We start from the raw sequence: 23,032 nt of genomic DNA, 5'->3' as shown, positions 1-23,032 counted from the left end.
AACAGGCGGGATCGAGCGTCGGACGGAGACAGGAATGAGCAAGGTCGGTACGGGCGACTCCAAGAATACGCTGTATTGTTCGTTTTGCGGCAAGAGTCAGCACGAGGTGCGCAAACTGATCGCGGGCCCGACCGTGTTCATCTGTGACGAATGCGTCGAGCTCTGCATGGACATCATTCGCGAGGAGAATAAGTCCTCGCTGGTGAAGTCGCGCGACGGCATTCCGACTCCGAAGGAAATCTGCAAGGTTCTGGACGACTACGTCATCGGGCAGGGCCATGCCAAGAAGGTACTTTCGGTTGCAGTCCACAATCACTACAAGCGGCTTAACCATCAGACCAAGCATAACGACGTCGAACTCGCGAAGTCGAACATCCTGCTGATCGGACCGACCGGATCGGGCAAGACGCTGCTTGCGCAGACGCTGGCGCGTATCCTCGACGTTCCGTTTACCATGGCGGATGCGACGACACTGACCGAGGCCGGCTACGTCGGCGAGGATGTCGAGAACATCATCCTGAAGCTGTTGCAGTCTGCGGACTACAATGTCGAGCGTGCGCAACGCGGTATCGTTTATATCGACGAAATCGATAAGATCTCACGCAAGTCCGACAACCCCTCGATCACGCGTGACGTGTCGGGTGAGGGCGTGCAGCAGGCGTTGTTGAAGATCATGGAAGGCACAGTGGCTTCGGTTCCGCCGCAGGGCGGCCGGAAGCACCCGCAGCAGGAGTTCCTGCAGGTTGATACCACGAATATCCTGTTCATCTGCGGGGGCGCGTTCTCCGGCCTAGAGAAGATCATCTCGGCGCGAGGACGCACGACGTCAATCGGTTTCGCTGCGCAGGTGCTTGCGCCGGAAGACCGCCGCACTGGTGAAATCTTCAGGCATGTCGAGCCGGAGGATTTGCTGAAGTATGGCTTGATCCCGGAATTCGTCGGACGTCTGCCCGTCGTGGCCACGCTCGAGGATCTCGACGAAGCGTCGCTGAAAAAGATTTTGACCGATCCCAAGAATGCGCTGGTGAAACAGTATCAGCGGCTGTTCGAGATGGAGAATATCGAGCTGACGTTCGCCGACGAGGCGCTCGGCGCGGTGGCCCGCAAGGCGATCGAGCGCAAGACTGGTGCGCGCGGGTTGCGCTCGATTCTCGAAAGCATCCTGCTCGAAACCATGTTCGATCTTCCGGGCCTGGAAGGGGTCGAGGAGGTCGTGATCTCCCGCGAAGTGGTCGAAGGCACTGCGCGACCGTTGTACATTTACGCCGACCGCTCTGATCGCGCGAGCGAAAGCAGCGCCAGCGCCTGATCCGACCGTTTTCGGCTGTCGGATGCCTCGCTGGCGGTTAGCCGCGAGGGGGCCTTGCTTTACAAGCCGATGGCTCCTGTAGGTTGCAAGCCGACGCTCCGTGTAGGTACAAGCCGCTGATTTCCTTCACTTGACACGCTGGTGGTGGATGGCCACCTTATGCTGTCGGCAGCGGCGTATGTTCGTCAGCTGCTCACGACCTCGGGCAGGTGAGGCCTTGGTTCGCAAAGGCCCATTCTTCTCCAGGAAACTCGGCACCTTGTGGCGGTTGCGCATGATATGCGGCTGCGAACAAGGGGGCGCAACAAAAGGAACAAGGCTATGACCGCCTCGAAACCCCGGCCAGCTATAGTCCACGGCGAAATCCATGCCTATCCGGTGCTTCCGCTTCGCGACATCGTCGTTTTCCCGCACATGATCGTGCCGCTGTTCGTCGGCCGCGAGAAATCGATCAGGGCGCTGGAAGAGGTGATGAAGAACGATGGGCTCATCATGCTAGCGACGCAGAAGAACGCGTCGGACGATGATCCTGCGCCAGATTCTATCTATAAAATCGGAACGCTCGCCAGCGTGCTGCAACTGCTGAAGCTACCCGACGGCACGGTGAAGGTGCTGGTGGAAGGTCTTGAGCGGGCGCGCGTGGAGGCCTATTCCGACCGCTCCGACTATTATGAGGCGACCGCGGTCGCGCTGGCTGATACCGATATCAACAGCGTCGAAGCCGAGGCGCTGGCGCGTTCAGTCGTGTCGGATTTCGAAAGCTATGTGAAGCTGAACAAGAAGATCTCTCCCGAGGTTGTGGGTGTCGTGCAGGCGATCACGGATTTCGCCAAGCTTGGTGACACCGTAGCGTCGCACCTCGCCGCCAAGATCGCGGATCGCCAGGGCATTCTTGAGACGCTGTCTGTAACCGCACGTCTGGAAAAGGTGCTCGGTCTGATGGAGAGCGAGATCTCCGTCCTGCAGGTCGAGAAACGCATCCGTTCACGCGTCAAACGCCAGATGGAGAAGACCCAGCGCGAGTACTACCTCAACGAGCAGATGAAGGCGATCCAGAAGGAACTCGGCGATGACGAGGGCCGGGACGAGCTCGCCGATCTCGAAGAGAAGATCGCCAAGACCAAGCTTTCGAAGGAGGCTCGCGAGAAGGCCCAGCACGAACTGAAGAAGCTGCGGCAAATGTCTCCGATGTCCGCGGAGGCCACCGTGGTGCGCAACTATCTCGATTGGTTGCTGTCGATACCGTGGGCCAAGAAGTCCAAGGTGAAGAAGGATCTCAACGCCGCCCAGGAAGTGCTGGACGCTGATCATTACGGGCTCGAGAAGGTCAAGGACCGTATCGTCGAGTATCTCGCGGTGCAGTCGCGCGCCAACAAGCTGACCGGACCGATCCTGTGCCTTGTCGGTCCGCCAGGCGTCGGCAAGACCTCGCTCGGGAAGTCGATCGCGCGGGCAACGGGCCGCGAATTCGTGCGCGTCTCGCTTGGCGGCGTGCGCGATGAGGCGGAAATCCGCGGTCACCGCCGGACGTATATCGGCTCGATGCCCGGCAAGATTATTCAGTCGATGCGCAAGGCCAAGACCTCGAACCCGCTGTTCCTGCTGGACGAGATCGACAAGATGGGCGCGGATTTCCGCGGCGATCCGTCGTCTGCCCTGCTTGAGGTCCTCGACCCCGAGCAGAACTCGACGTTCAACGATCACTATCTGGAAGTCGACTACGATCTGTCCAACGTGATGTTCCTCACGACCGCGAATACGCTGAATATTCCCGGTCCCTTGATGGACCGCATGGAGATCATCCGGATCGCCGGCTACACGGAGAACGAGAAGGTCGAGATCGCTCGCAAGCATCTCATCCCGAACGCGCTGACCAAGCACGGTCTGGATTCGAAGGAGTGGTCGATCGATGACGACTCGCTTCTGCTCATCATCCGTCGCTACACCCGCGAAGCGGGCGTGCGAAACCTGGAGCGTGAGCTTTCCACACTCGCCCGCAAGGCGGTGAAGGAACTGATGCTTTCGAAAAGGAAGTCGGTCAAAGTCACCGAGAAGGTCGTCGAGGAATTTCTCGGAGTTCCGAAGTATCGCTACGGCGAGATCGAAATCGACGATCAGGTTGGTGTCGTGACCGGTCTGGCATGGACCGACGTCGGCGGCGAGTTGCTGACGATCGAAAGCGTGATGATGCCCGGCAAGGGACGCATGACGGTTACCGGCAACCTGCGCGACGTGATGAAGGAATCGATCTCGGCGGCGGCTTCTTACGTCCGTTCGCGCGCGATCACCTTCGGGATCGAGCCGCCGCTGTTCGAGCGACGCGATATCCACGTTCACGTCCCCGAGGGTGCTACCCCGAAAGATGGTCCTTCGGCCGGTGTAGCGATGGCGACGACGATTGTGTCGGTGCTGACCGGAATCCCGATCCGGCGCGACATCGCAATGACGGGCGAGATCACGCTGCGAGGCAGGGTTTTGCCGATCGGCGGCCTCAAGGAGAAACTGTTGGCAGCTGCGCGAGGTGGCATCAAGACGGTGCTCATACCGGACGAGAATGCCAAGGATCTCACTGAGATCTCCGATGCCATCAAAGGGGGGCTGGAGATCATTCCGGTTGCCCGGATGGACGAGGTGATTGCAAAGGCGTTGGTAAGGCAGCCGAAGCCGATTGTCTGGGAGGAGGATACGAAGCTCCCGGTCGGTCCGGATGAAGCTGACGAGGCGGCCGGCGGCCTGACCGCTCACTGACGTCACGGCATAGTTGACGGAACGGCGCCTGCGAGGGCGCCGTTCTTGCATTATGATGCGACTATGCCTGCTGGACCGTAATAAGGGATATCGAGGAGGGAGATGGAGGTGCGCTTCATTGAAGCGTTGCCATGCATTAAAATTCGGGGAAGCTGGCGGGGAGCCGAATCAAAACAACTAAATATTGGTAGGCGGCGAGAGATTCGAACTCCCGACCCTCTCGGTGTAAACGAGATGCTCTAACCAGCTGAGCTAGCCGCCCTCCGCTCCTTGTTTAGCCCCGACGCATCCCTGCATGCAAGCCGCTGTCGTAGCCCTAGGTCCATCATACGGCTTTGCCCGTTGATCCCGATGCAAACGCAAGCCGCAGATGCATACTCGGATCGGTCATGACGAAACTTTACGATAGATCAAACCGGGAGCGATAAGGCATTCATTCCGGGCCAGCTGCGATGGCTCAAGCCCGCCGGCTCCTTCGAGAGCGATACGATCGAACTCAAACCGGACGCCGCTCGAATCGACGATGTATTCGGGGATCGATTCCCGGCGATACTCACCGATGGAAGGGCCTTGCTCGACGATCGTCTTATCTTCCTCATCTGCCATCTCATCTCTCCATTCTGGTCCAAACCGCAGGCGGCCTCTCCTCTGTCCCGCTGCGGCGGGATATCGCCCTCTGCTTGGGTGTGGTACGTTTTGACCTCGGCTTGTTACCAAGCCGCTAGATCGAGTGGTTTCCTCCATAAGCGGCGTCACCGATTTTGTGAAGGGCAATCGCTCGAATTGCGCGGGAGCGGTGATGGCAGGGGTTCCTCTGACGCGAAACGCGGACCAGATCGCCTATTGGAATGGACCCGGCGGTCAGCGCTGGGCTGATCGTCAGCGGATGCAGGATGAACTGCTGCAGCCGGTCTCCACCTTCCTGCTGGATCGTGCCAAAGCTATGCCCGGCGAACGCATCATAGATGTCGGCTGCGGCTGCGGTGCAACTACGCGAGCATTCGCGGAGAGGGTAGGCGCTTCCGGCTACGTCCTGGGAATCGATATTTCTGCACCGATGCTGGAACGGGCAAGGCAGATTGCGCCGAAGAACCCGTCGGTGGAATTCCTGCTCGCCGACGCCACCGTATATCCATTTGAGCCAGAGCGTTTCGATCTGGTGGCCTCCCGGTTCGGCGTGATGTTCTTCGACGAGCCGGTCGTGTCGTTTGCCAATCTGCGTCAGGCGTTGCGACGGGGTGGCCGCTTGGTATTCATTTGCTGGCGGGAGCCTCGCCTAAATCCCTGGCTCATGGTCCCGCTCCAGGCGGTCTACAACCATGTTCCGAAGCTCCCCGAGGTCGGGCCGGAAGACCCCGGTCCGTTCGCGTTCGCGTCCGAAGCGCGTGTCCATCGTATTCTCGGTGCTGCCGGATTTTCTGACGTCGCAATGGAGGCCTATGACCTCACATTGGATATTTCCGTCGGCGGCGGGATTGATGCCGCGGTCAAGTCCGCGCTTCAGCTCGGTCCCGCCAGCCGCGCGATTGAAGGCCAGCCTGTTGAAGTCATCGCTGCTGCGGCGAACTCGATCCGGGAAGTTCTTGCTCCGTTTGCCCGTGAGCAAACAGTGGTTCTACCGGCATCGATCTGGATCGTAACCGCGCGCAACCTTTGATCTCAGCGCAGTTCGTCGACTCGCCGATTTAGAGATCCAAGTTTATCAGATCATGCCCTAGCAATATCCGTAAAGTCCGCAAGCGTACGGCAATCGGTCGAAATAGAACGAGAGTACTGGCCGTTCCTCGTAGTACGGGCGATAGTAAAAATCGTTTGGCCTTCCGTAATAGCCCGGCACTGGCGGCGGAATCCGAAAACGGTAGAGCACGCTCTCTGGGTAATCCTTCTCCTGCGCGACACGGACCGGCGGAGGTGCCGGCTCCGCGAAGATTTTGCCGATGCGGCTCTGCATTGGAAGGTCGGCGGCTGATCCCGCCGTTCCCATCATTGCAACTCCGATGACCGCAAGCGAGATGGTGCGTAGCATTCTTGAATCCCCGATGATTCGAGGATCATATCTTCTGATGTTTAGGAAAGATTAACGATGTTAGCGCGGTCGTATCCCGCGATGACCGCGCGGCATCCGGACCTGCGATCTCTTGCTCGCGATATCAGAAACGTCAGGCACGTTCTTCCCAGATCGCAGCGAGATGGACGATGGTGCGCACAGCGGCTTCCATGTCCTGTACGCTGACCCACTCGGTGCGTGAGTGGAAAGCATGTTCACCGGCGAAGATGTTAGGGCAGGGAAGTCCCATGAATGACAGCCGCGAGCCGTCCGTGCCGCCGCGAATGCTGCCTTTGGCTGGCTTGAGACCGGCGCGGCGGATCGCCTCCATCGCGTTGTCGACAACCTCCGGGTGACGATCCACAACCTGCTTCATGTTGCGATACTGGGGCTGTATGTCCAGCCGATACGTCGAATGTGGGAAGTCCGTCATGACATCGCGGATAATGCCCTCCAGCAAGGCCTCCTTCTCCGTCAGACCTGTTTCCGTGAAATCGCGCACGATGAAGTCTAGCGTCGCGTGCTCAAGCTCGCCGCTGATTCCGGTCGGGTGAAGAAAACCTTCGCGGTCCTCGGTCGTCTCGGGCGAGCAAGTATTTTTTGGAAGGCGCTCCACAATGCGAGATGCGATCTTGATCGCATGTTCCATCTTTCCCTTGGCGAATCCGGGATGGGCGCTGACTCCCTTGATGGTAATAACCGCAGCATCGGCCGAGAACGTCTCGTCCTCGATATGACCTGCGGTCTCGCCGTCGATGGTGTAGGCGAAGTCCGCGCCGAGTTTTTTCAGATCGACTTTGTCGACGCCGCGTCCGATTTCCTCATCGGGCGTGAACAGGATTTTGATCACGCCATGCCTGATGTCTCGGTTGGCAAGAAGGACCTGCACTGCATCCATGATTTCGGCAACGCCGGCTTTGTTGTCGGCGCCAAGCAGCGTGGTACCGTCCGACGTGATGATGTCGTTGCCGACTTGATCAGCCAGTGCCGGATTATCGGCCACGCGGATGATCTGCGACGGATCGCCGCGGAGAGGGATGTCGCCGCCGCGATAATTCCGGACAATCTGCGGTTTGACGTTAGCGCCTGAACAGTCCGGCGACGTGTCCATATGCGAACAGAAGCAAATAACTGGAACCTGCTTTGAGCTGGTTGCCGGAATGGTCGCGTACACGTAACCGTGCGGGTCGAGATGCGCATCGGCGGCGCCGATCTCCTGCAACTCCTTCACCAGCAGCCGTCCAAGATCCTTCTGCTTCCCGGTGGAGGGACAACTGGAAGACGTCGGATCGGACTGGGTATCAATGGTGACATAACGAAGAAAGCGCTCCGTCACCGTGTGATTGAATGTCATGGGAACGGCCATCGGGAATCCAGGGCAGGGCTGAGCAGTAAGAAATCAACCTCGCCAAATCCGCGATGGGGCTTTGCGTGGGCAACCGGTTCGTTGCGGCAAATCCTCGAGCGTTTGAACGGAGCGTCCTGGATCCGGCATTCTTGGTCAGATGGCTTCCTTGAGCTCTTTGGCGGCTCGGAACGCGACTTTCTTGGATGCTTTGATCTGAATTTCCTCGCCGGTGGCCGGGTTGCGTCCTTTGCGGGCGGCGCGTTTGCGGACCTGGAGGATGCCGAGGCCGACGATTCGGATACGATCGCCTTTCTTGAGATGCTTGGTGATGCGGGTAACCATGTCGGTCAGGATGGCCTCGGAAGCCTTCTTGGACAATTCATGGTCCTCGGCCAAGGCTGCCGCGAGATGTTTCAGGGTCACGGTGCTCGGGGTCGCTGCCTTCTTCGCCATAATATAGCTCTCCTCGTCATTGCCAGCGTCGAAAAGCAAGGCGTATCAGCCCTTGTTTGATTCGGGGAGATGCCGCTCGCGCCATTTTGCTTGCAAATAGCTGATTTTTTGCACCGACCCCTCAAAAAGCCCGATAGCAAAGGAGATCTGCAACTGCCTTGACTTGGAAAGGCCTCCCCTTTAAGCCGTCACACCTATGCGCGGATAAACGGCTTCCGCGGGAGTAGCTCAGTTGGTTAGAGCGCCGCCCTGTCACGGCGGAGGCCGCGGGTTCGAGTCCCGTCTCTCGCGCCATTTCGCGTGATATCAGCTTCGGGTTTTGACGAGGGCTCGCAGCTCGGGCCGGTTCCAGCCAGCGGTTGCCTCAATGAGCGCCACCAGATGGCGCTTTGTCACCGGCGCGAAATCAGGATCATCTTACGAGCGATGGTTCCGAGCTGGATACCATCGTTGGTTGTCCGGCCTTGATCACGTGAGCAGTCTGGACGAAGTCGGTGCTTGGGCGAAGGGAAGTCCCGAAAGTTGTCAATACGGCACCTGCGACAAGCGCGACAATCACGATCTTCAGGTGGGTGGCGCGGTCTGCGCTCTGGATCGAATGGTTCATGGTTCGCCTTCCGCCTCGCGGCAACTCGTGGTCCGTAGGCGAGAGCAATAAAACCAGTTTGTTTCAGCCCGGCTTCGCGGCACTCCCGAAATGGTTTCATTGGGCCTGATTTTTCGGGCCGTGGTTTCGACGGGGTGAGTGAGCAGCGGGTCGACCGCCCGGCCGCGGTCCATGCTCCGATGTCAAGTCGCAAAATCTCCGTCCCGGGTGCGTCAAATTAGGCTATCTTGCCACCCCTGTTTTGCTAGGCTAAAGCCTCTCAAAAGTTCCAATATCTAAACAAATCTGCGGGTAAAGCATCGCAGCGAGGGGAAGCGCCCATGAGCGGCATTTTGCAGAACTATCTTCCGCTTGTGGTGTTTATCGGAATAGCGGGTGTGATCGGCGCTGTGCTCCTGATCGCTCCATTTATCGTCGCATACAAGCAGCCGGACCCGGAAAAGCTTTCCGCTTATGAGTGCGGATTTAACGCATTCGACGATGCCCGGATGAAGTTCGACGTCAGGTTTTATTTGGTCGCTATTCTTTTCATCATTTTTGACCTTGAAGTCGCGTTTCTCTTTCCTTGGGCGGTCACGTTCGGCAAGCTCGGCGTGACAGGCTTCTGGTCGATGATCGTGTTTCTAGGGGTGCTGACGGTCGGTTTTGCCTACGAATGGAAGAAAGGCGCTCTAGAATGGGATTGAACTCTCCCACGGCAAAGGTCGCCTACGCCGGCAGCCCTCTCTCGGCTCCGTCGGGAGGCTCGATTCTGGATCCCAGCACCGGCCGGCCCGTCGGTGCGAGCGATCCGTACTTTCTCGAGGTTAATCACGAACTGTCGGACAAAGGTTTCTTTGTCGCCGCGGCCGACGACCTCATCACCTGGGCGCGTACCGGTTCGCTGATGTGGATGACCTTCGGCTTGGCCTGCTGCGCGGTCGAGATGATGCAGGTCTCGATGCCGCGTTATGACGTCGAGCGCTTTGGCTTCGCGCCGCGTGCATCGCCGCGGCAATCGGACGTGATGATCGTCGCCGGAACGCTGACCAACAAGATGGCGCCCGCGCTGCGCAAGGTCTACGACCAGATGCCGGAACCGCGTTATGTTATCTCGATGGGATCGTGCGCCAACGGTGGCGGTTACTATCATTATTCCTATTCGGTGGTGCGGGGTTGCGATCGCATCGTGCCGGTCGATATCTACGTGCCGGGCTGTCCGCCGACGGCCGAAGCACTTCTCTACGGCATTCTTCTCCTGCAGAAGAAGATCCGGAGAGTTGGAACGATTGAACGCTGAGGTTTAAAGGGATGGACGAGAGCAGGCTCGATGCCTTGGGCCAGATGATTGTCGCCACGCTTCCGGGCGCGGCTACGGGTCATTCCGTGTCGTTTGGTCAACTGACCGTGACGGTCGAGGCCGCGAAGATTGTCGAGATTGCCCGCTTCATCCGCGACGACCAGCGCTGCCGCTTCGTCAATTTCATCGACGTGACCGCGGTTGACTATCCCGGCCGTGCGGAGCGCTTTGATGTGGTCTATCATTTCCTGTCGCCGACGCTGAACGCGCGCATCCGTTTGCGTGCTCACGCTTCGGAGACCACCCAGGTTCCCTCGTTGATCGACGTGTTTCCCGGCGCGGACTGGTTCGAACGGGAGGCCTACGACCTTTACGGCGTGATCTTCACTGGCCATCCCGACATGCGGCGTTTGTTGACCGATTATGGATTCGACGGACATCCGCTGCGAAAGGATTTTCCGCTGACGGGCTTAGTCGAGGTGCGTTACGACGACGCCGAGAAACGGGTCGTGTACGAGCCCGTGCGTCTCAACCAAGAGTTTCGCAAGTTCGATTTCATGTCACCTTGGGAGGGCGGCGACTATCAGTTGCCGGGTGATGAGAAGGCGACGGGCGGCAAGGCGGGTAGCTGATGACGGAAGCACTTGGTGCCGTAACTCCCGGTATGCGTAACTTCACCATCAATTTCGGCCCGCAGCATCCGGCGGCCCACGGCGTTTTGCGCTTGGTGCTGGAGCTGGATGGCGAGGTGGTCGAGCGCGTCGATCCGCACATCGGCCTGCTTCACCGCGGCACCGAGAAGCTGATCGAGCAAAAGACCTATCTTCAGGCGATCCCGTATTTCGATCGGCTCGATTATGTTGCGCCGATGAATCAGGAGCATGCGTTCTGTCTCGCGGCCGAGCGACTGCTTGGGATTGCGGTGCCGCGACGCGGCCAGTTGATCCGGGTGCTCTATTGCGAGATCGGACGCATTCTTTCGCATCTCCTCAACGTCACCACGCAGGCGATGGATGTCGGCGCGCTGACCCCGCCACTGTGGGGTTTTGAGGAGCGCGAGAAGCTTATGGTTTTCTACGAGCGCGCGTCCGGCTCGCGGATGCATGCCGCGTATTTCCGCATCGGCGGGGTGCATCAGGATCTGCCGCTAAAGCTGATCGATGACATCGACGCCTGGTGCGATCCGTTCCTTCAGGTTGTCGCCGACCTCGACAGGCTGTTGACCGCCAATCGCATCTTCAAGCAGCGCAACGTCGATATTGGCGTGGTTACGTTGAAGCAGGCTTGGGAATGGGGCTTTTCCGGCGTCATGGTTCGCGGCTCCGGAGCGGCCTGGGATTTGCGCAAAGCGCAGCCCTACGAATGCTACGCCGAAATGGATTTCGATATTCCGATCGGCAAGAACGGCGACTGCTACGATCGCTATCTCATTCGCATGGAAGAGATGCGGCAGTCGGTTCGCATCATGAAGCAATGTATCGCCAAGCTGCGCGCTCCCGACGGGCAGGGACCGGTAGCGGTCGAAGACAACAAGATTTTCCCGCCCCGTCGCGGCGAGATGAAGCGCTCGATGGAAGCTTTGATCCATCACTTCAAGCTTTACACCGAGGGTTTCCACGTTCCGGCAGGTGAGATCTATGCGGCCGTGGAAGCGCCCAAGGGAGAGTTCGGCGTCTATCTCGTCTCCGACGGCAGCAACAAGCCCTACAAGTGCAAGATCCGCGCGCCGGGTTTTGCGCATCTGCAAGCGATGGATTTCATCTGCAGGGGGCACCTGCTTGCGGATGTGTCCGCTATTCTGGGGTCGCTTGACATCGTGTTCGGAGAGGTTGACCGGTGATCGCACAGCCGCCGATCCAATTCGACCGAACCTCCGGCGTTCTTCAGGGAGCGAACGCCTGGGAGCGCGCGGCTGCGCTGGCGCTGGTGGCTGGCTCCAAGGTGTCGTCGCTGTTCTCGCATCGCGGCTACAACAGTTGCGCCAACCTGCTGCGCAAAACCTTGCCAGAGCGGGATATCGCCGTCAGGCTCAATCCTGATGCCACGTTCGCGTTTCCCTATGGCGACGGCTATTGGAGCAAGCTGCTCAATCGCTCCTTCAAATATGAAGACGAACTTGAATTGCTGTTTCGCGATTCCGCCGACATCGACTACACGCTGCTCGATTGCGGCGCTAACTACGGTTACTGGTCGGTGCTGGTGTCCAGCAAGCCGTTCGGATCACGCAAGGCGATCGCGATTGAGCCGTCGTCCAAGAATTTCGCCAGGCTTTCGAATAATGCAAAGATCAATGGCAGTCGCTTCGAGGTGATGCAGAGCGCCATTGGTGCGACGCGCGGCACCGCGCGCCTGTCCGGCACCAAGCACGAGGCCTTCAGCATCGCCGGCGGCGCCGATGCCGGCGGCGAAGTTGTGCCAGTGGTGGCGCTAGATAATCTACTCGATGACGGCAAGATTTCGCCTGACGGCAAGTATCTTATCAAGCTTGACGTGGAAGGCGTCGAGATCGAAGCCATCAAGGGCGGCACCCGCGTGCTGCAGGGTGATGCCGTGATCCTATGCGAGGAACACGGCAATGATCGAAATCACACCGTATCGCGCTACATTCTTGAGCAGACGCCGCTCGATCTGATCGTGCATGATCCGGCCAGTGATCGTTTCGAGACGTTAACCGAACTTTCCATTTTGGACCGCATCAAGGTTGCCTCCCACGTTGGATATAACGTGTTCGGAACCTCGAGCGCATTCTGGCAAGATCGTTTTCGTCGCCTGAACGCGACCGCGTCGCAACGTGTTCATTGAGAGACTAGAGTACGATGTCCGTTCGCCGTCTGGCACCGAAAGAACAACAGCCCGAGAGTTTCGCCTTCAGCGAGGAAAACCTCGCATGGGCCAACAAGCAGATCGCGCAATATCCGGCGGGTCGCCAGGCGTCCGCTTCCATCGCTATCTTGTGGCGCGCGCAGGAACAGCACGGCGGCTGGATCTCCGAGGCGGCGATCCGCGTCGTCGCTGACATGCTCGACATGCCCTACATCCGGATGCTGGAAATCGCGACCTTCTACACGATGTTCCAGTTGCAGCCGGTCGGCAAAAAGGCTCACATCCAGGTCTGCGGCACCACGCCTTGCCGGCTGCGGGGCGCTGAGGACATTCTCGCCGTCTGCAAAAGCCGCATCCATCACGAGCCGTTTCATCTTTCGAAGGATGGCGACTTCTCGTGGGAAGAGGTCGAGTGCCTCGGCGCCTGCGTCAACGCGCCGATGGTATTGATCTGGAAGGACACTTACGAAGATTTGACGAAGGAGAACTTCGGCAAGGTGCTGGATGGATTTGCCTCGGGCCAGCCGCCGAAGCCCGGTCCTCAGATCGACCGCCAGTTTTCCGCGCCGGTCGGCGGTCCGACCACATTGAATACGGCGGCTGCGAAAGGTGAGGGAAGATCGCGCGGCGGTGTTCGGCCGGCATTGACGGATGCGGACGCCAAGAGGCCGCCCGCCGATGACGCGACCAAAAAGGGCAAGACCTGATGCTCGACGACAAGGATCGCATCTTCCGAAATCTCTATGGCCTCGATGACTGGCGGCTGGCCGGCGCGCGCCGCCGTGGCGCGTGGGACGGCACCAAAGCGATCGTCGACAAGGGTCGCGACTGGATCATCAGTGAGATGAAGGCCTCGGGCCTGCGTGGCCGCGGCGGGGCCGGATTCCCGACCGGCATGAAATGGTCCTTCATGCCGAAAGACAACGCCGACGGCCGCCCGAGCTATCTCGTCGTCAATGCCGACGAGTCCGAGCCCGGCACCTGCAAGGACCGCGAGATCATGCGGCACGATCCGCATCTGCTGATCGAAGGTTGCCTTTTGGCTGGCGTCGGCATGGGCGCCCATGCCGGCTATATCTACATTCGCGGCGAATTCATCCGCGAGCGTGAACATCTTCAGGCCGCCATCGACGAGGCCTACGACGCCCGGCTGATCGGCAAGGATAACATTCATGGCTTTCCGTTCGATCTCTACGTCGCACATGGTGCGGGGGCCTACATCTGCGGCGAGGAGACGGCGCTGCTGGAGAGCCTGGAAGGCAAGAAGGGCCAGCCGCGGCTGAAGCCGCCGTTCCCGGCCAATGTCGGTCTTTACGGTTGCCCAACCACGGTGAACAACGTCGAGTCGATCGCGGTGGCGCCGGACATCCTGCGCCGCGGCGCGGCTTGGTTCGCCGCCATTGGCCGACCCAACAATGTCGGCACCAAGCTGTTTTGTGTTTCGGGCCATGTCGAGCGCCCCTGCAATGTCGAAGAGGCGATGGGGATCACGTTCCGCGAATTGATCGATACCCATTGCGGCGGCATTCGCGGCGGCTGGAACAATCTCAAGGCCGTCATTCCGGGCGGCTCGTCGGTGCGCATGGTGCCGGCCGAGCAGATCATCGATACGCCGATGGATTTCGACAGCCTCAGCAAGCTGCGTTCCGGCCTCGGCACCGCGGCGGTCATCGTCATGGACAAGTCGACCGACTTGATCCGGGCGATCGCGCGCATTTCCTATTTCTACAAGCACGAGAGCTGCGGCCAGTGTACGCCGTGCCGGGAAGGGACCGGCTGGATGTGGCGGGTGCTGACCCGGATGGCCGACGGCCGCGCCCACAAGCGCGAGATCGACATGCTGCTCGAAGTCACCAAGCAGGTTGAGGGCCACACCATCTGCGCGCTCGGCGACGCGGCGGCTTGGCCGATTCAGGGTCTAATCGCGCATTTCCGGCATGAGATCGAGGCGCGCATCGACCAGTATTCGCACAAGGCCGACCGCGACGATCAGGGCATCCTCGATCCCGCCCATATGGTTGCGGCGGAGTAGAGACATGACGAAGCTTATCATCGACGGCAAAGAGATCGACGTACCAGCAGAGTATACGCTCTTGCAGGCGTGCGAGGCCGCCGGCGCCGAGATTCCACGCTTCTGCTATCATGAGAGGCTGTCGATCGCCGGCAACTGCCGGATGTGCCTTGTCGAAGTGAAGGGTGGTCCGAAGCCGGTCGCGAGTTGCGCCTGGGGCGTACGCGATTGCCGTCCCGGTCCCAACGGTGAACCGCCGCAAATCTCCACGCGCTCACCAATGGTGAAGAAGGCGCGCGAAGGCGTGATGGAGTTCCTGCTGATCAACCATCCGCTTGACTGTCCGATCTGCGATCAGGGCGGCGAGTGCGATTTGCAAGATCAAGCGATGGGGTACGGCGTCGATACTTCGCGTTTCGCCGAGAACAAACGCGCGGTCGAAGACAAGTATCTCGGTGCACTGGTCAAGACTTCGATGAACCGTTGCATCCAGTGTACGCGCTGCGTCCGCTTCTCCGCCGAGATATGCGGCGCGCCGGAAATGGGCGCGACCGGCCGCGGCGAGGACATGGAGATCACGACCTACCTCGAAAGTGCGCTCACGTCGGAATTGCAAGGCAACCTCGTCGATATCTGTCCGGTCGGCGCGTTGACATCGAAGCCCTACGCATTCGCCGCCCGGCCATGGGAGCTCGGAAAGACTCAATCCATCGACGTCATGGACGCGGTTGGCTCAGCCATCCGCGTCGATACGCGCGGACGCGAGGTGATGCGCATCCTGCCGCGCTTCAACGGCGCCGTGAACGAGGAGTGGATCTCGGACAAGACCCGCCACATCGTCGACGGGCTTCGCACCCAGCGGCTCGATCGCCCCTACATTCGCGAGAACGGCGCGTTGCGCCCGGCCTCGTGGCCGGAAGCATTCAAGGCGATTGCTGCGAAGGTGAAGGGGACCGACGGAAAGCGGATCGGCGCCGTTGCCGGCGATCTTGCTGCTGTCGAGGAATTGTTCGCGCTTAAGGATCTGCTGTCAAAACTCGGCTCGGTCAACATGGCGGTGCAGGGAGGCGACGCCTTCAATCCCGCCCGGGGGCGGGCGTCCTACATCTTTAACCCGACCATCGCCGGCATCGAGCAGGCCGACGCGCTGCTGATCGTCGGGTCCAACCCGCGCAAGGAAGCGGCGATCCTCAACGCGCGCATCCGCAAGCGCTGGCGGACGGGTCAGCTCAAGATCGGTGTGATCGGAGAGCGAGCCGATCTGACCTACGAGTATGACTATCTCGGCGCCGGCGCAGATTCGCTTGCGGACCTCGCTGCGGGCAAGAACAAGTTCCTCGATGCACTAAAGGGCGCCAATTATCCGATCATACTGGTCGGCGGTGCTGCAACGTCACGGCCTGACGGCGCGGCAATTCTCGCGGCCGCGGCCAAACTTGCCGTTGATATCGGTGGGCTGAACGACGACTGGAACGGATTTGCCGTGCTTCACAATACGGCGTCGCGGGTAGGCGCGCTGGACCTCGGCTTCGTGCCTGGGAAGGGGGGGCTGACCGCAGGACGGATGACCGCACCGGGCGAGCTCGACGTTTTGTTTTCGCTCGGCGCAGACGAGATCAAAGTGCCGGACGGGGTATTCGTCGTCTATATCGGAACACACGGCGATGCCGGCGCTCACCGCGCGGACGTCATTTTGCCAGGCGCAGCCTACACCGAAAAGACCGGCATTTATGTCAACACGGAAGGCCGGGTCCAGATGGCGAACCGGGCGAGCTTCCCGCCCGGTGAGGCGCGAGAGGACTGGGCGATCATTCGTGCGCTGTCCGAAATGCTAGGCAAGACCCTGGGTTATGACTCGCTGGCCGCCCTGCGGCAGGCGATGTTCAAGACAGTGCCGCATCTGATGCGGATCGACCAAATAGAGGCCGGCGATATCCGCGCGATCAAAGATCTGGTGGGCAAGGGCGGCAGTATCGAGAAGTCGTCGTTCAAGCCAGCGATTGACGACTATTATCTGACCAACCCGATCGCGCGGGCCTCGGCCGTGATGGCCGAATGCTCGCGGCTTGCATCGGGTCGTATGTTGACGGCAGCGGAGTAAGCGTGATGGCCGATTTCTTCGCAATGCCATTATGGACGGACTTTCTCTGGCCTCTGATCGTGATGGTGGCGCAGAGCCTGCTGTTGCTCGTCGTTCTGCTGATAGCGATCGCCTACATTCTCCTCGCCGACCGAAAAATCTGGGCCGCGGTGCAGATCCGGCGAGGCCCCAATGTTGTCGGACCGTGGGGTCTGTTTCAGTCGTTCGCCGATCTTCTGAAATTTGTGCTGAAGGAACCGATTATTCCCTCCGGCGCCAACAAGGGCGTGTTCCTTCTGGCGCCGCTGGTTTCCTGCGTGCTGGCGCTGGCCGCGTGGGCGGTGATCCCGGTCAATCTGAACTGGGTCATCTCCGACATCAATGTCGGGATTCTCTACATCTTTGCGATCTCGTCGCTGTCGATTTACGGCATCATCATGGGCGGCTGGGCGTCGAACTCGAAATATCCGTTTCTCGCCGCTTTGCGTTCGGCGGCGCAGATGGTCTCCTACGAGGTGTCGATCGGTTTCGTCATCATCACGGTCTTGCTTTGCGCAGGTTCACTGAACCTCTCTGCCATCGTCGAGGCGCAGCATACCCGCGGGTTAGCCAGCCTGATCGGATTGCCGTGGCTGACGTTCCTGAACTGGTACTGGCTGCCGCTGCTGCCAATGTTCGTGGTGTTTTACGTTTCGGCTCTGGCTGAGACCAATCGCCCGCCGTTCGATCTCGTCGAGGCGGAATCCGAACTCGTCGCGGGCTTCATGGTCGAATACGGCTCGACGCCGTATCTGTTGTTCATGCTCGGCGAGTACGTCGCGATCACCACCATGTGCGCGATGGGTGCGATTCTTTTTATGGGCGGCTGGCTGCCGCCGGTCGACTTGCCACCGCTCAACTGGGTGCCCGGCGTTATCTGGTTCTCACTGAAACTATTCTTCATGTTCTTCCTGTTCGCGATGGCGAAGGCGATCGTGCCGCGCTACCGCTATGATCAACTGATGCGGCTCGGCTGGAAGGTGTTTCTGCCGCTGTCGCTGGCGATGGTGGTGATCGTGGCTGGCGTGTTGCAGTTCGCTGGCATCGCGCCGAATTGAGATTTGTCATGAGTATCAATGCAACAGCCCGTTCGCTCCTGCTGACCGAATTCATCTCGGCGTTCTTCCTCACCATGAGGTATTTCTTCAAACCGAAGCCGACTATCAACTATCCCTTCGAGAAGAATCCGATCTCGCCACGATTCCGCGGTGAGCATGCGCTGCGCCGTTATCCAAACGGCGAGGAGCGTTGCATCGCCTGCAAGCTGTGCGAGGCGATCTGCCCTGCGCAGGCTATTACCATCGAGGCCGGTCCGCGCCGAAACGACGGCACCCGCCGCACAGTGCGGTACGACATCGATATGGTGAAATGCATCTATTGCGGATTGTGCCAGGAGGCCTGTCCGGTCGATGCCATCGTTGAGGGGCCGAATTTCGAATTCGCGACCGAGACCCGCGAGGAGCTTTATTATGACAAGGCCAAGCTGCTCGCCAACGGCGACCGCTGGGAGCGCGAGATCGCGAAAGCGATCGAACTTGATGCGCCGTATCGGTAAGGTGGGTATGTTCAATCGCATTGTAGTATGGGGCGTTGCCTCCACTCTCCCGCCCCGACAAGGGGGGAGAGGGTGTGTTCTCCGCGCGGCAAGGTTGCAGCTAGCTGGTGGGGGTATCGCATGATCCTTCCAGCACTGTTCTTCTATCTGTTCGCCGGCGTGTGCGTTGCATCTGCCGCGATGGTCATTTCGTCGCGCAATCCCGTGCACTCGGTGCTGTTCCTCATTCTGGCGTTCGTCAACGCCGCCGGTCTGTTCATCCTGTTGGGTGCGGAATTTATCGCGATGATCCTCATCGTGGTCTATGTCGGCGCAGTCGCGGTGTTGTTCCTCTTCGTCATCATGATGTTGGACGTCGACTTCGCCGAATTACGAGAAGGCTTTCTTGAATATTTGCCGTTCGGTTTGGTGATCGCAGCGATCTTTTTGCTGGAACTGCTGCTCGTTGTCGGGGGCTGGACCCTCAATCCGACGGTCACGAAATCGATCACGGCGGCCATTCCGGGCGACGTCAGCAACACCGAGGCGCTCGGTCTCGTGCTCTACACGAAGTACATTCATTATTTCCAGCTCGCCGGCATGGTGTTGCTGGTGGCCATGATCGGCGCCATCGTCCTGACGCTGCGACACAGGGCCAGCGTCAAGCGTCAGGATATCAATGTCCAGAACGCGCGGACTCCTGAGATGGCCATGGGTGTGCGCCAGGTTGCCTCGGGGCAGGGGTTGCAGGACGCTGACTCGGCGGAGTGGGTGAAATGACAATCGGCCTCGGACACTATCTGGCGGTTGGCGCGATCCTTTTCACGCTGGGGACTCTCGGCATCTTTCTCAATCGCAAGAACATCATCATCATCCTGATGTCGGTGGAATTGATCCTGCTGGCCGTCAATATCAACCTGGTGGCTTTTTCGGCGTTTTTGGGCGACATCGTCGGGCAGGTATTTACGCTGCTGGTGCTCACGGTTGCCGCGGCCGAGGCTGCGATCGGCCTTGCTGTTCTCGTTGTGTATTACCGCAACCGCGGTTCGATCGCGGTTGAGGACGTCAATCTGATGAAGGGCTGAAGCATGATCCGGAAAAGTGAGGACCGGCTTTCTCCGGCCAATGGATGCATTGGTTGCGAGATCATGCTTCGTGAGGTGGATGCATGATCGAGGCAATCGTCTTCTTGCCGCTGATCGGCGCGATCCTTGCCGCGCTGATTGCATTGGTGGGCGCGCATGGGCGCAATCCCAGCGGTGATGCGGTCGATCATCACGACGACCATGGTCATGCTCACGCGGCTGCTGCGCATAATGAACATGGGCACGGTGACGCCCACGGTCACGACGACCATCATGTCAGCGAGCCTCCGGCTGCGGGATCGCGCGCCGCCGAACTGATTACGACCGCATTTCTGATCGCATCGGCAGTCCTGTCCTGGGTGACGCTGGTCGACGTCGGCTTCATGCATCATGACGCACGCATTGCGCTCTTCCCTTGGATTTCCTCGGGCGATCTTCAGGTTGGTTGGTCGTTACGGGTGGATACGCTGACGGCGGTGATGCTCGTTGTCGTCACCACGGTGTCGTCGCTGGTGCACTTCTATTCCATTGGCTACATGGACGAAGACCCCAACCGGCCGCGATTTTTCGGCTATCTGTCGCTGTTCACCTTCGCGATGTTGATGCTCGTGACGTCGGATAACCTGGTCCAACTGTTCTTCGGTTGGGAAGGCGTCGGTCTCGCTAGCTATCTGCTGATCGGATTCTGGTATCAGAAGCCGTCGGCTAATGCGGCAGCGATCAAGGCGTTCGTGGTCAACCGTGTCGGAGACTTCGGCTTTTCGCTCGGCATTTTCGCGGTGTTCATGCTGATCGGTTCGACCGATTTCGACACCATCTTCAGCGCGGCGCCGGGCCTGGCCGGGACGAAGGTTCATTTCCTCGCCTGGGACGTCAACGCCCTGACTTTGATCTGTCTGCTGCTGTTCATGGGCGCCATGGGCAAGTCGGCCCAGTTCCTGTTGCACACCTGGCTGCCCGACGCCATGGAAGGTCCAACACCAGTATCGGCCCTGATTCACGCAGCGACCATGGTGACGGCCGGGGTGTTCATGGTGGCGCGACTGTCGCCCCTGTTTGAACTGGCGCCAGACGCGCAGGCTTTCGTGATGTTCGTCGGCGCGACCACGGCGATCTTCGCAGCGACGGTCGGTCTCGTGCAGAACGACATCAAGCGCATCGTGGCGTATTCGACCTGCTCGCAGCTCGGCTACATGTTCGTGGCAATGGGAGCAGGAGCCTACACCGTTGGAATGTTCCACCTGTTCACTCACGCCTTCTTCAAGGCGCTGCTGTTCTTGGGCTCGGGATCGGTGATTTATGCGATGCATCACGAGCAGGACATCCGCAATATGGGTGGCCTGAAGGATCGCATTCCTTATACCTACTTCGTGATGGTGATCGGTACGCTGGCGCTGACAGGATTTCCGCTGACGGCGGGTTATTTTTCCAAGGACGCGATTATCGAATCCGCCTATGTGTCTCACAACCCCTTCGCGTACTACGGTTTCCTTATGACCGTGGTAGCTGCCGGCCTGACCTCTTTCTATTCGTGGAGGTTGATCTTCAAGACCTTCCACGGCCGGCCTCACGATCAGGCGCACTATAAGGCTGCGCATGAAAGCCCGATCTGGATGCTAATTCCGATCGGCATTCTTGCAGCGGGCTCGATCCTCGCAGGCTTTCCCTTCAAGGAACTATTCACCGGGCACGGGGTCGAAGAGTTCTTCCGGGAATCCGTGAAGATGCATCCGCACATCCTTGAGGAAATGCACCATATTCCAAAGGCAATCGCCTACCTGCCGACAGCGATGATGATTTTGGGGTTTGCGGTGGCGTGGCTGTTCTATATCCGTCGCCCCGACGTGCCGGTCCAACTCGCCCGTGAACACCCGATGCTCTACCAATTTCTGCTCAATAAGTGGTACTTCGACGAGCTCTATGAGGTGATCTTCGTGCGTCCGGCGAAGTGGCTTGGTCGCTTTCTGTGGAAGAAGGGCGACGGCTTCGTCATTGACGGATTCGGCCCCGATGGCGTCTCGGCGGGGGTTCTTGATGTCACCCGCAATGTCGTCAGGCTACAGACCGGCTACCTTTATCACTATGCGTTCGCAATGCTGATGGGCGTCGCCGGCCTGATCACCTGGTTCATGTTCTCGGGAGGCCGGTAAGAATGACGACCTGGCCCATTCTGTCTGTCACGACCTTTCTGCCGGCGGTCGGCGCGATTCTGATTTACGTGATGGCTCGTGGCAGCGACGAAGCCGCCAACCGCACCGCGCGTTGGATTGCGCTGTGGACGACGATCGTCACCCTCGCGGTGTCGCTGATCCTGGTTGCGCGCTTCGATCCAACCAATACGGGATTCCAGTTCGTCGAGCAGGCGACCTGGCTTGCCACCGGCATTCGCTATCATATGGGCGTCGATGGCATCTCGCTGCCGTTCGTCATTCTCACCACGGCGTTGATGCCGCTATGCATCATCGCAAGCTGGAAATCGATTACCCGTCGCGTGCCTGCCTACATGATGGCGTTTCTGTTTCTGGAAACGCTGATGACCGGCACGTTCTCGGCGCTCGACCTGCTGCTGTTCTACGTATTCTTTGAAGGCGGCCTGATCCCGATGTTCCTGATCATCGGGATCTGGGGCGGTCCGCGCCGGGTCTATGCCACCTTCAAGTTCTTCCTCTATACGCTGCTCGGCTCGGTTCTGATGCTACTGGCCATCATGGCGCTCTACTGGAATGCCGGAACGACCGACATTCCGACGCTGATGCGCACTTCCGTTCCGTACAACCTACAGATGTGGGCGTGGCTTGCCTTCTTTGCATCGTTCGCGGTCAAGATGCCGATGTGGCCCGTGCACACCTGGCTTCCGGATGCGCATGTCGAAGCGCCCACGGCGGGATCGGTTATCCTTGCAGCTATTTTGCTGAAGATGGGGGGCTACGGCTTCCTGCGCTTTTCGCTGCCGATGTTTCCGCTTGCGTCGCATGACTTCGCGCCGCTGGTCTTCGTTCTCTCCGCTGTCGCGATCGTCTACACCTCGTTGGTGGCCCTGATGCAGGAGGACATGAAGAAGCTGATTGCCTATTCGTCGGTGGCTCACATGGGATTCGTGACCATGGGAATTTTTGCCGGCACGATGCAAGGGGTTCACGGCGGCGTATTCCAGATGGTGTCGCACGGGATCGTGTCGGGCGCGCTGTTTCTGTGTGTCGGTGTGGTTTATGACCGAATGCACACGCGCGAGATCGCGTCCTATGGCGGGCTTGTCAACCGGATGCCACTTTATGCGATGGTGTTTCTCGTCTTCACGATGGCCAATGTCGGACTGCCCGGAACGTCCGGATTTGTCGGGGAATTCCTTGCGCTGATCGGCACCTTCAAGGTCAACATTCCCACAGCGGTGGCGGCAACGCTCGGCGTGATCCTGTCAGCCGCCTACGCTTTGTGGCTCTATCGCAAGATCGTGTTCGGGGCGCTGGTAAAGCCGTCGCTTGCGACCATTAAGGATCTTACTTTCCGCGAGGGCCTGACGCTGGCGCCGCTTGTGGTGCTGACGATCCTGTTCGGCGTTTATCCGAAGCCGGTGCTCGATTTCTCGGCGGCTTCCGTACAAAATCTTGTCAATAATTACGCAAGCGCGACCGCCGCCATCAAGGCTGCGGCGCTGCCATGATCGCGGTA

At 59.4% G+C, this 23,032-nt stretch carries 22 protein-coding genes and 2 tRNA genes; 18 read left to right on the top strand and 6 right to left on the bottom strand.

The annotated features are described in order from the left end of the window. The first annotated feature begins 34 nt into the window (after positions 1-34). Positions 35-1,309 carry an ATP-dependent Clp protease ATP-binding subunit ClpX gene (clpX, locus tag ACM561_RS10050; RefSeq protein ID WP_040675983.1) on the top strand — a complete coding sequence of 425 codons (1,275 nt, stop codon included), beginning with the start codon at positions 35-37 and terminating at the stop codon, positions 1,307-1,309. A 321-nt stretch (positions 1,310-1,630) separates the two neighbouring features. Continuing rightward, entirely contained in the window at positions 1,631-4,057 is a 2,427-nt protein-coding gene (gene lon, locus ACM561_RS10045) for an endopeptidase La (RefSeq protein WP_425904811.1), read from the top strand. A 185-nt stretch (positions 4,058-4,242) separates the two neighbouring features. Here the strand turns inward: lon and ACM561_RS10040 are convergent. Further along, positions 4,243-4,319 (bottom strand) — tRNA-Val (locus tag ACM561_RS10040). 125 nt (positions 4,320-4,444) lie between these two features. After that, on the bottom strand, positions 4,445-4,663 hold the full coding sequence (locus ACM561_RS10035) for a hypothetical protein (protein ID WP_425904809.1): 219 nt from the start codon (positions 4,661-4,663) through the stop codon (positions 4,445-4,447). Between the two features lie 193 nt (positions 4,664-4,856). On the opposite strand from ACM561_RS10035, the gene ACM561_RS10030 reads away from it, so the two are divergent. After that, a complete protein-coding gene (locus ACM561_RS10030; RefSeq protein WP_425904808.1) occupies positions 4,857-5,714 on the top strand; it encodes a class I SAM-dependent methyltransferase in 858 nt (285 codons plus the stop codon). Positions 5,715-5,771: 57 nt separating this feature from the next. On the opposite strand, the gene ACM561_RS10025 is transcribed toward ACM561_RS10030, so the two are convergent. From ACM561_RS10025 to ACM561_RS10015, 3 genes are all read right to left on the bottom strand, one after another. Then, complete coding sequence (locus ACM561_RS10025) at positions 5,772-6,083, bottom strand: hypothetical protein (RefSeq protein WP_425904806.1); 312 nt, start codon at positions 6,081-6,083, stop codon at positions 5,772-5,774. A 133-nt stretch (positions 6,084-6,216) separates the two neighbouring features. Then, complete coding sequence (gene pepT, locus ACM561_RS10020) at positions 6,217-7,470, bottom strand: peptidase T (protein ID WP_425904805.1); 1,254 nt, start codon at positions 7,468-7,470, stop codon at positions 6,217-6,219. 135 nt (positions 7,471-7,605) lie between these two features. Continuing rightward, positions 7,606-7,905, bottom strand: a complete 300-nt coding sequence (locus tag ACM561_RS10015; protein WP_079446753.1) for an HU family DNA-binding protein — start codon at positions 7,903-7,905, stop codon at positions 7,606-7,608. Between the two features lie 217 nt (positions 7,906-8,122). On the opposite strand from ACM561_RS10015, the gene ACM561_RS10010 reads away from it, so the two are divergent. After that, positions 8,123-8,199, top strand: a tRNA-Asp gene (locus ACM561_RS10010). 118 nt (positions 8,200-8,317) lie between these two features. Here ACM561_RS10010 and ACM561_RS10005 read toward each other — a convergent pair. Beyond that, positions 8,318-8,512: a hypothetical protein gene (locus ACM561_RS10005; protein WP_425904803.1), complete on the bottom strand. Its 195-nt coding sequence runs from the start codon at positions 8,510-8,512 to the stop codon at positions 8,318-8,320. Positions 8,513-8,832: 320 nt separating this feature from the next. Between ACM561_RS10005 and ACM561_RS10000 the strand changes: the two genes are divergently transcribed. The 14 genes from ACM561_RS10000 (at position 8,833) to ACM561_RS09935 (ending at position 23,024) form a co-directional block, all read left to right on the top strand. Next, entirely contained in the window at positions 8,833-9,198 is a 366-nt protein-coding gene (locus ACM561_RS10000; RefSeq protein ID WP_079446687.1) for an NADH-quinone oxidoreductase subunit A, read from the top strand. Further along, complete coding sequence (locus ACM561_RS09995; protein WP_087881145.1) at positions 9,168-9,791, top strand: NuoB/complex I 20 kDa subunit family protein; 624 nt, start codon at positions 9,168-9,170, stop codon at positions 9,789-9,791. The genes ACM561_RS10000 and ACM561_RS09995 overlap by 31 nt, the downstream gene beginning before the upstream one ends. A gap of 11 nt (positions 9,792-9,802) precedes the next feature. Continuing rightward, positions 9,803-10,423, top strand: a complete 621-nt coding sequence (locus tag ACM561_RS09990; RefSeq protein ID WP_425904801.1) for an NADH-quinone oxidoreductase subunit C — start codon at positions 9,803-9,805, stop codon at positions 10,421-10,423. After that, on the top strand, positions 10,423-11,631 hold the full coding sequence (locus tag ACM561_RS09985) for an NADH-quinone oxidoreductase subunit D (protein WP_425904800.1): 1,209 nt from the start codon (positions 10,423-10,425) through the stop codon (positions 11,629-11,631). Before ACM561_RS09990 ends, ACM561_RS09985 begins: the two co-directional genes overlap by 1 nt. Then, positions 11,631-12,593: an FkbM family methyltransferase gene (locus ACM561_RS09980; protein WP_425909705.1), complete on the top strand. Its 963-nt coding sequence runs from the start codon at positions 11,631-11,633 to the stop codon at positions 12,591-12,593. The genes ACM561_RS09985 and ACM561_RS09980 overlap by 1 nt, the downstream gene beginning before the upstream one ends. Positions 12,594-12,607: 14 nt before the next feature. Beyond that, positions 12,608-13,321: an NADH-quinone oxidoreductase subunit NuoE gene (nuoE, locus tag ACM561_RS09975; protein ID WP_425904798.1), complete on the top strand. Its 714-nt coding sequence runs from the start codon at positions 12,608-12,610 to the stop codon at positions 13,319-13,321. Continuing rightward, on the top strand, positions 13,321-14,646 hold the full coding sequence (gene nuoF / locus ACM561_RS09970) for an NADH-quinone oxidoreductase subunit NuoF (RefSeq protein ID WP_425904796.1): 1,326 nt from the start codon (positions 13,321-13,323) through the stop codon (positions 14,644-14,646). Before nuoE ends, nuoF begins: the two co-directional genes overlap by 1 nt. A gap of 4 nt (positions 14,647-14,650) precedes the next feature. Continuing rightward, complete coding sequence (gene nuoG, locus ACM561_RS09965; protein WP_425904794.1) at positions 14,651-16,726, top strand: NADH-quinone oxidoreductase subunit NuoG; 2,076 nt, start codon at positions 14,651-14,653, stop codon at positions 16,724-16,726. A 5-nt stretch (positions 16,727-16,731) separates the two neighbouring features. Next, positions 16,732-17,802, top strand: a complete 1,071-nt coding sequence (gene nuoH, locus ACM561_RS09960) for an NADH-quinone oxidoreductase subunit NuoH (protein WP_425904793.1) — start codon at positions 16,732-16,734, stop codon at positions 17,800-17,802. Between the two features lie 8 nt (positions 17,803-17,810). Further along, positions 17,811-18,299, top strand: coding sequence for an NADH-quinone oxidoreductase subunit NuoI (gene nuoI, locus ACM561_RS09955; RefSeq protein ID WP_079446677.1), 489 nt, complete (start codon positions 17,811-17,813; stop codon positions 18,297-18,299). Positions 18,300-18,419: 120 nt separating this feature from the next. Continuing rightward, positions 18,420-19,058 (top strand): NADH-quinone oxidoreductase subunit J, encoded by a 639-nt coding sequence (locus ACM561_RS09950; RefSeq protein ID WP_079446676.1) that lies wholly within the window; start codon positions 18,420-18,422, stop codon positions 19,056-19,058. After that, the gene (gene nuoK / locus ACM561_RS09945; protein ID WP_079446675.1) at positions 19,055-19,363 is read left to right on the top strand and encodes an NADH-quinone oxidoreductase subunit NuoK; all 309 of its coding nucleotides are present in this window, start codon (positions 19,055-19,057) and stop codon (positions 19,361-19,363) included. The genes ACM561_RS09950 and nuoK overlap by 4 nt, the downstream gene beginning before the upstream one ends. Before the next feature lie 83 nt (positions 19,364-19,446). Then, the gene (nuoL, locus tag ACM561_RS09940) at positions 19,447-21,513 is read left to right on the top strand and encodes an NADH-quinone oxidoreductase subunit L (protein WP_425904792.1); all 2,067 of its coding nucleotides are present in this window, start codon (positions 19,447-19,449) and stop codon (positions 21,511-21,513) included. 2 nt (positions 21,514-21,515) lie between these two features. Next, the gene (locus tag ACM561_RS09935; RefSeq protein WP_425904790.1) at positions 21,516-23,024 is read left to right on the top strand and encodes an NADH-quinone oxidoreductase subunit M; all 1,509 of its coding nucleotides are present in this window, start codon (positions 21,516-21,518) and stop codon (positions 23,022-23,024) included. The last annotated feature ends 8 nt before the right edge of the window (positions 23,025-23,032 follow it).

Origin of the sequence: Nitrobacter sp. TKz-YC02 (assembly GCF_049852135.1) — a bacterium.
In the GTDB taxonomy this organism is placed as follows: domain Bacteria; phylum Pseudomonadota; class Alphaproteobacteria; order Rhizobiales; family Xanthobacteraceae; genus Nitrobacter; species Nitrobacter vulgaris.
The sequence above is the reverse complement of the archived record's forward strand: the minus strand, read 5'-3'. Positions and strand labels throughout refer to the sequence as shown.

Bases quoted from the DNA above. Each gene is read 5' to 3' on its own strand.
- clpX (WP_040675983.1), top strand. From the start codon at position 35: ATGAGCAAGGTCGGTACGGGCGACTCCAAGAATACGCTGTATTGTTCG.
- lon (WP_425904811.1), top strand. From the start codon at position 1,631: ATGACCGCCTCGAAACCCCGGCCAGCTATAGTCCACGGCGAAATCCAT.
- ACM561_RS10035 (WP_425904809.1), bottom strand. From the start codon at position 4,663: ATGGCAGATGAGGAAGATAAGACGATCGTCGAGCAAGGCCCTTCCATC.
- ACM561_RS10030 (WP_425904808.1), top strand. From the start codon at position 4,857: ATGGCAGGGGTTCCTCTGACGCGAAACGCGGACCAGATCGCCTATTGG.
- ACM561_RS10025 (WP_425904806.1), bottom strand. From the start codon at position 6,083: ATGCTACGCACCATCTCGCTTGCGGTCATCGGAGTTGCAATGATGGGA.
- pepT (WP_425904805.1), bottom strand. From the start codon at position 7,470: ATGGCCGTTCCCATGACATTCAATCACACGGTGACGGAGCGCTTTCTT.
- ACM561_RS10015 (WP_079446753.1), bottom strand. From the start codon at position 7,905: ATGGCGAAGAAGGCAGCGACCCCGAGCACCGTGACCCTGAAACATCTC.
- ACM561_RS10005 (WP_425904803.1), bottom strand. From the start codon at position 8,512: ATGAACCATTCGATCCAGAGCGCAGACCGCGCCACCCACCTGAAGATC.
- ACM561_RS10000 (WP_079446687.1), top strand. From the start codon at position 8,833: ATGAGCGGCATTTTGCAGAACTATCTTCCGCTTGTGGTGTTTATCGGA.
- ACM561_RS09995 (WP_087881145.1), top strand. From the start codon at position 9,168: ATGGAAGAAAGGCGCTCTAGAATGGGATTGAACTCTCCCACGGCAAAG.
- ACM561_RS09990 (WP_425904801.1), top strand. From the start codon at position 9,803: ATGGACGAGAGCAGGCTCGATGCCTTGGGCCAGATGATTGTCGCCACG.
- ACM561_RS09985 (WP_425904800.1), top strand. From the start codon at position 10,423: ATGACGGAAGCACTTGGTGCCGTAACTCCCGGTATGCGTAACTTCACC.
- nuoE (WP_425904798.1), top strand. From the start codon at position 12,608: ATGTCCGTTCGCCGTCTGGCACCGAAAGAACAACAGCCCGAGAGTTTC.
- nuoF (WP_425904796.1), top strand. From the start codon at position 13,321: ATGCTCGACGACAAGGATCGCATCTTCCGAAATCTCTATGGCCTCGAT.
- nuoG (WP_425904794.1), top strand. From the start codon at position 14,651: ATGACGAAGCTTATCATCGACGGCAAAGAGATCGACGTACCAGCAGAG.
- nuoH (WP_425904793.1), top strand. From the start codon at position 16,732: ATGGCCGATTTCTTCGCAATGCCATTATGGACGGACTTTCTCTGGCCT.
- nuoI (WP_079446677.1), top strand. From the start codon at position 17,811: ATGAGTATCAATGCAACAGCCCGTTCGCTCCTGCTGACCGAATTCATC.
- ACM561_RS09950 (WP_079446676.1), top strand. From the start codon at position 18,420: ATGATCCTTCCAGCACTGTTCTTCTATCTGTTCGCCGGCGTGTGCGTT.
- nuoK (WP_079446675.1), top strand. From the start codon at position 19,055: ATGACAATCGGCCTCGGACACTATCTGGCGGTTGGCGCGATCCTTTTC.
- nuoL (WP_425904792.1), top strand. From the start codon at position 19,447: ATGATCGAGGCAATCGTCTTCTTGCCGCTGATCGGCGCGATCCTTGCC.
- ACM561_RS09935 (WP_425904790.1), top strand. From the start codon at position 21,516: ATGACGACCTGGCCCATTCTGTCTGTCACGACCTTTCTGCCGGCGGTC.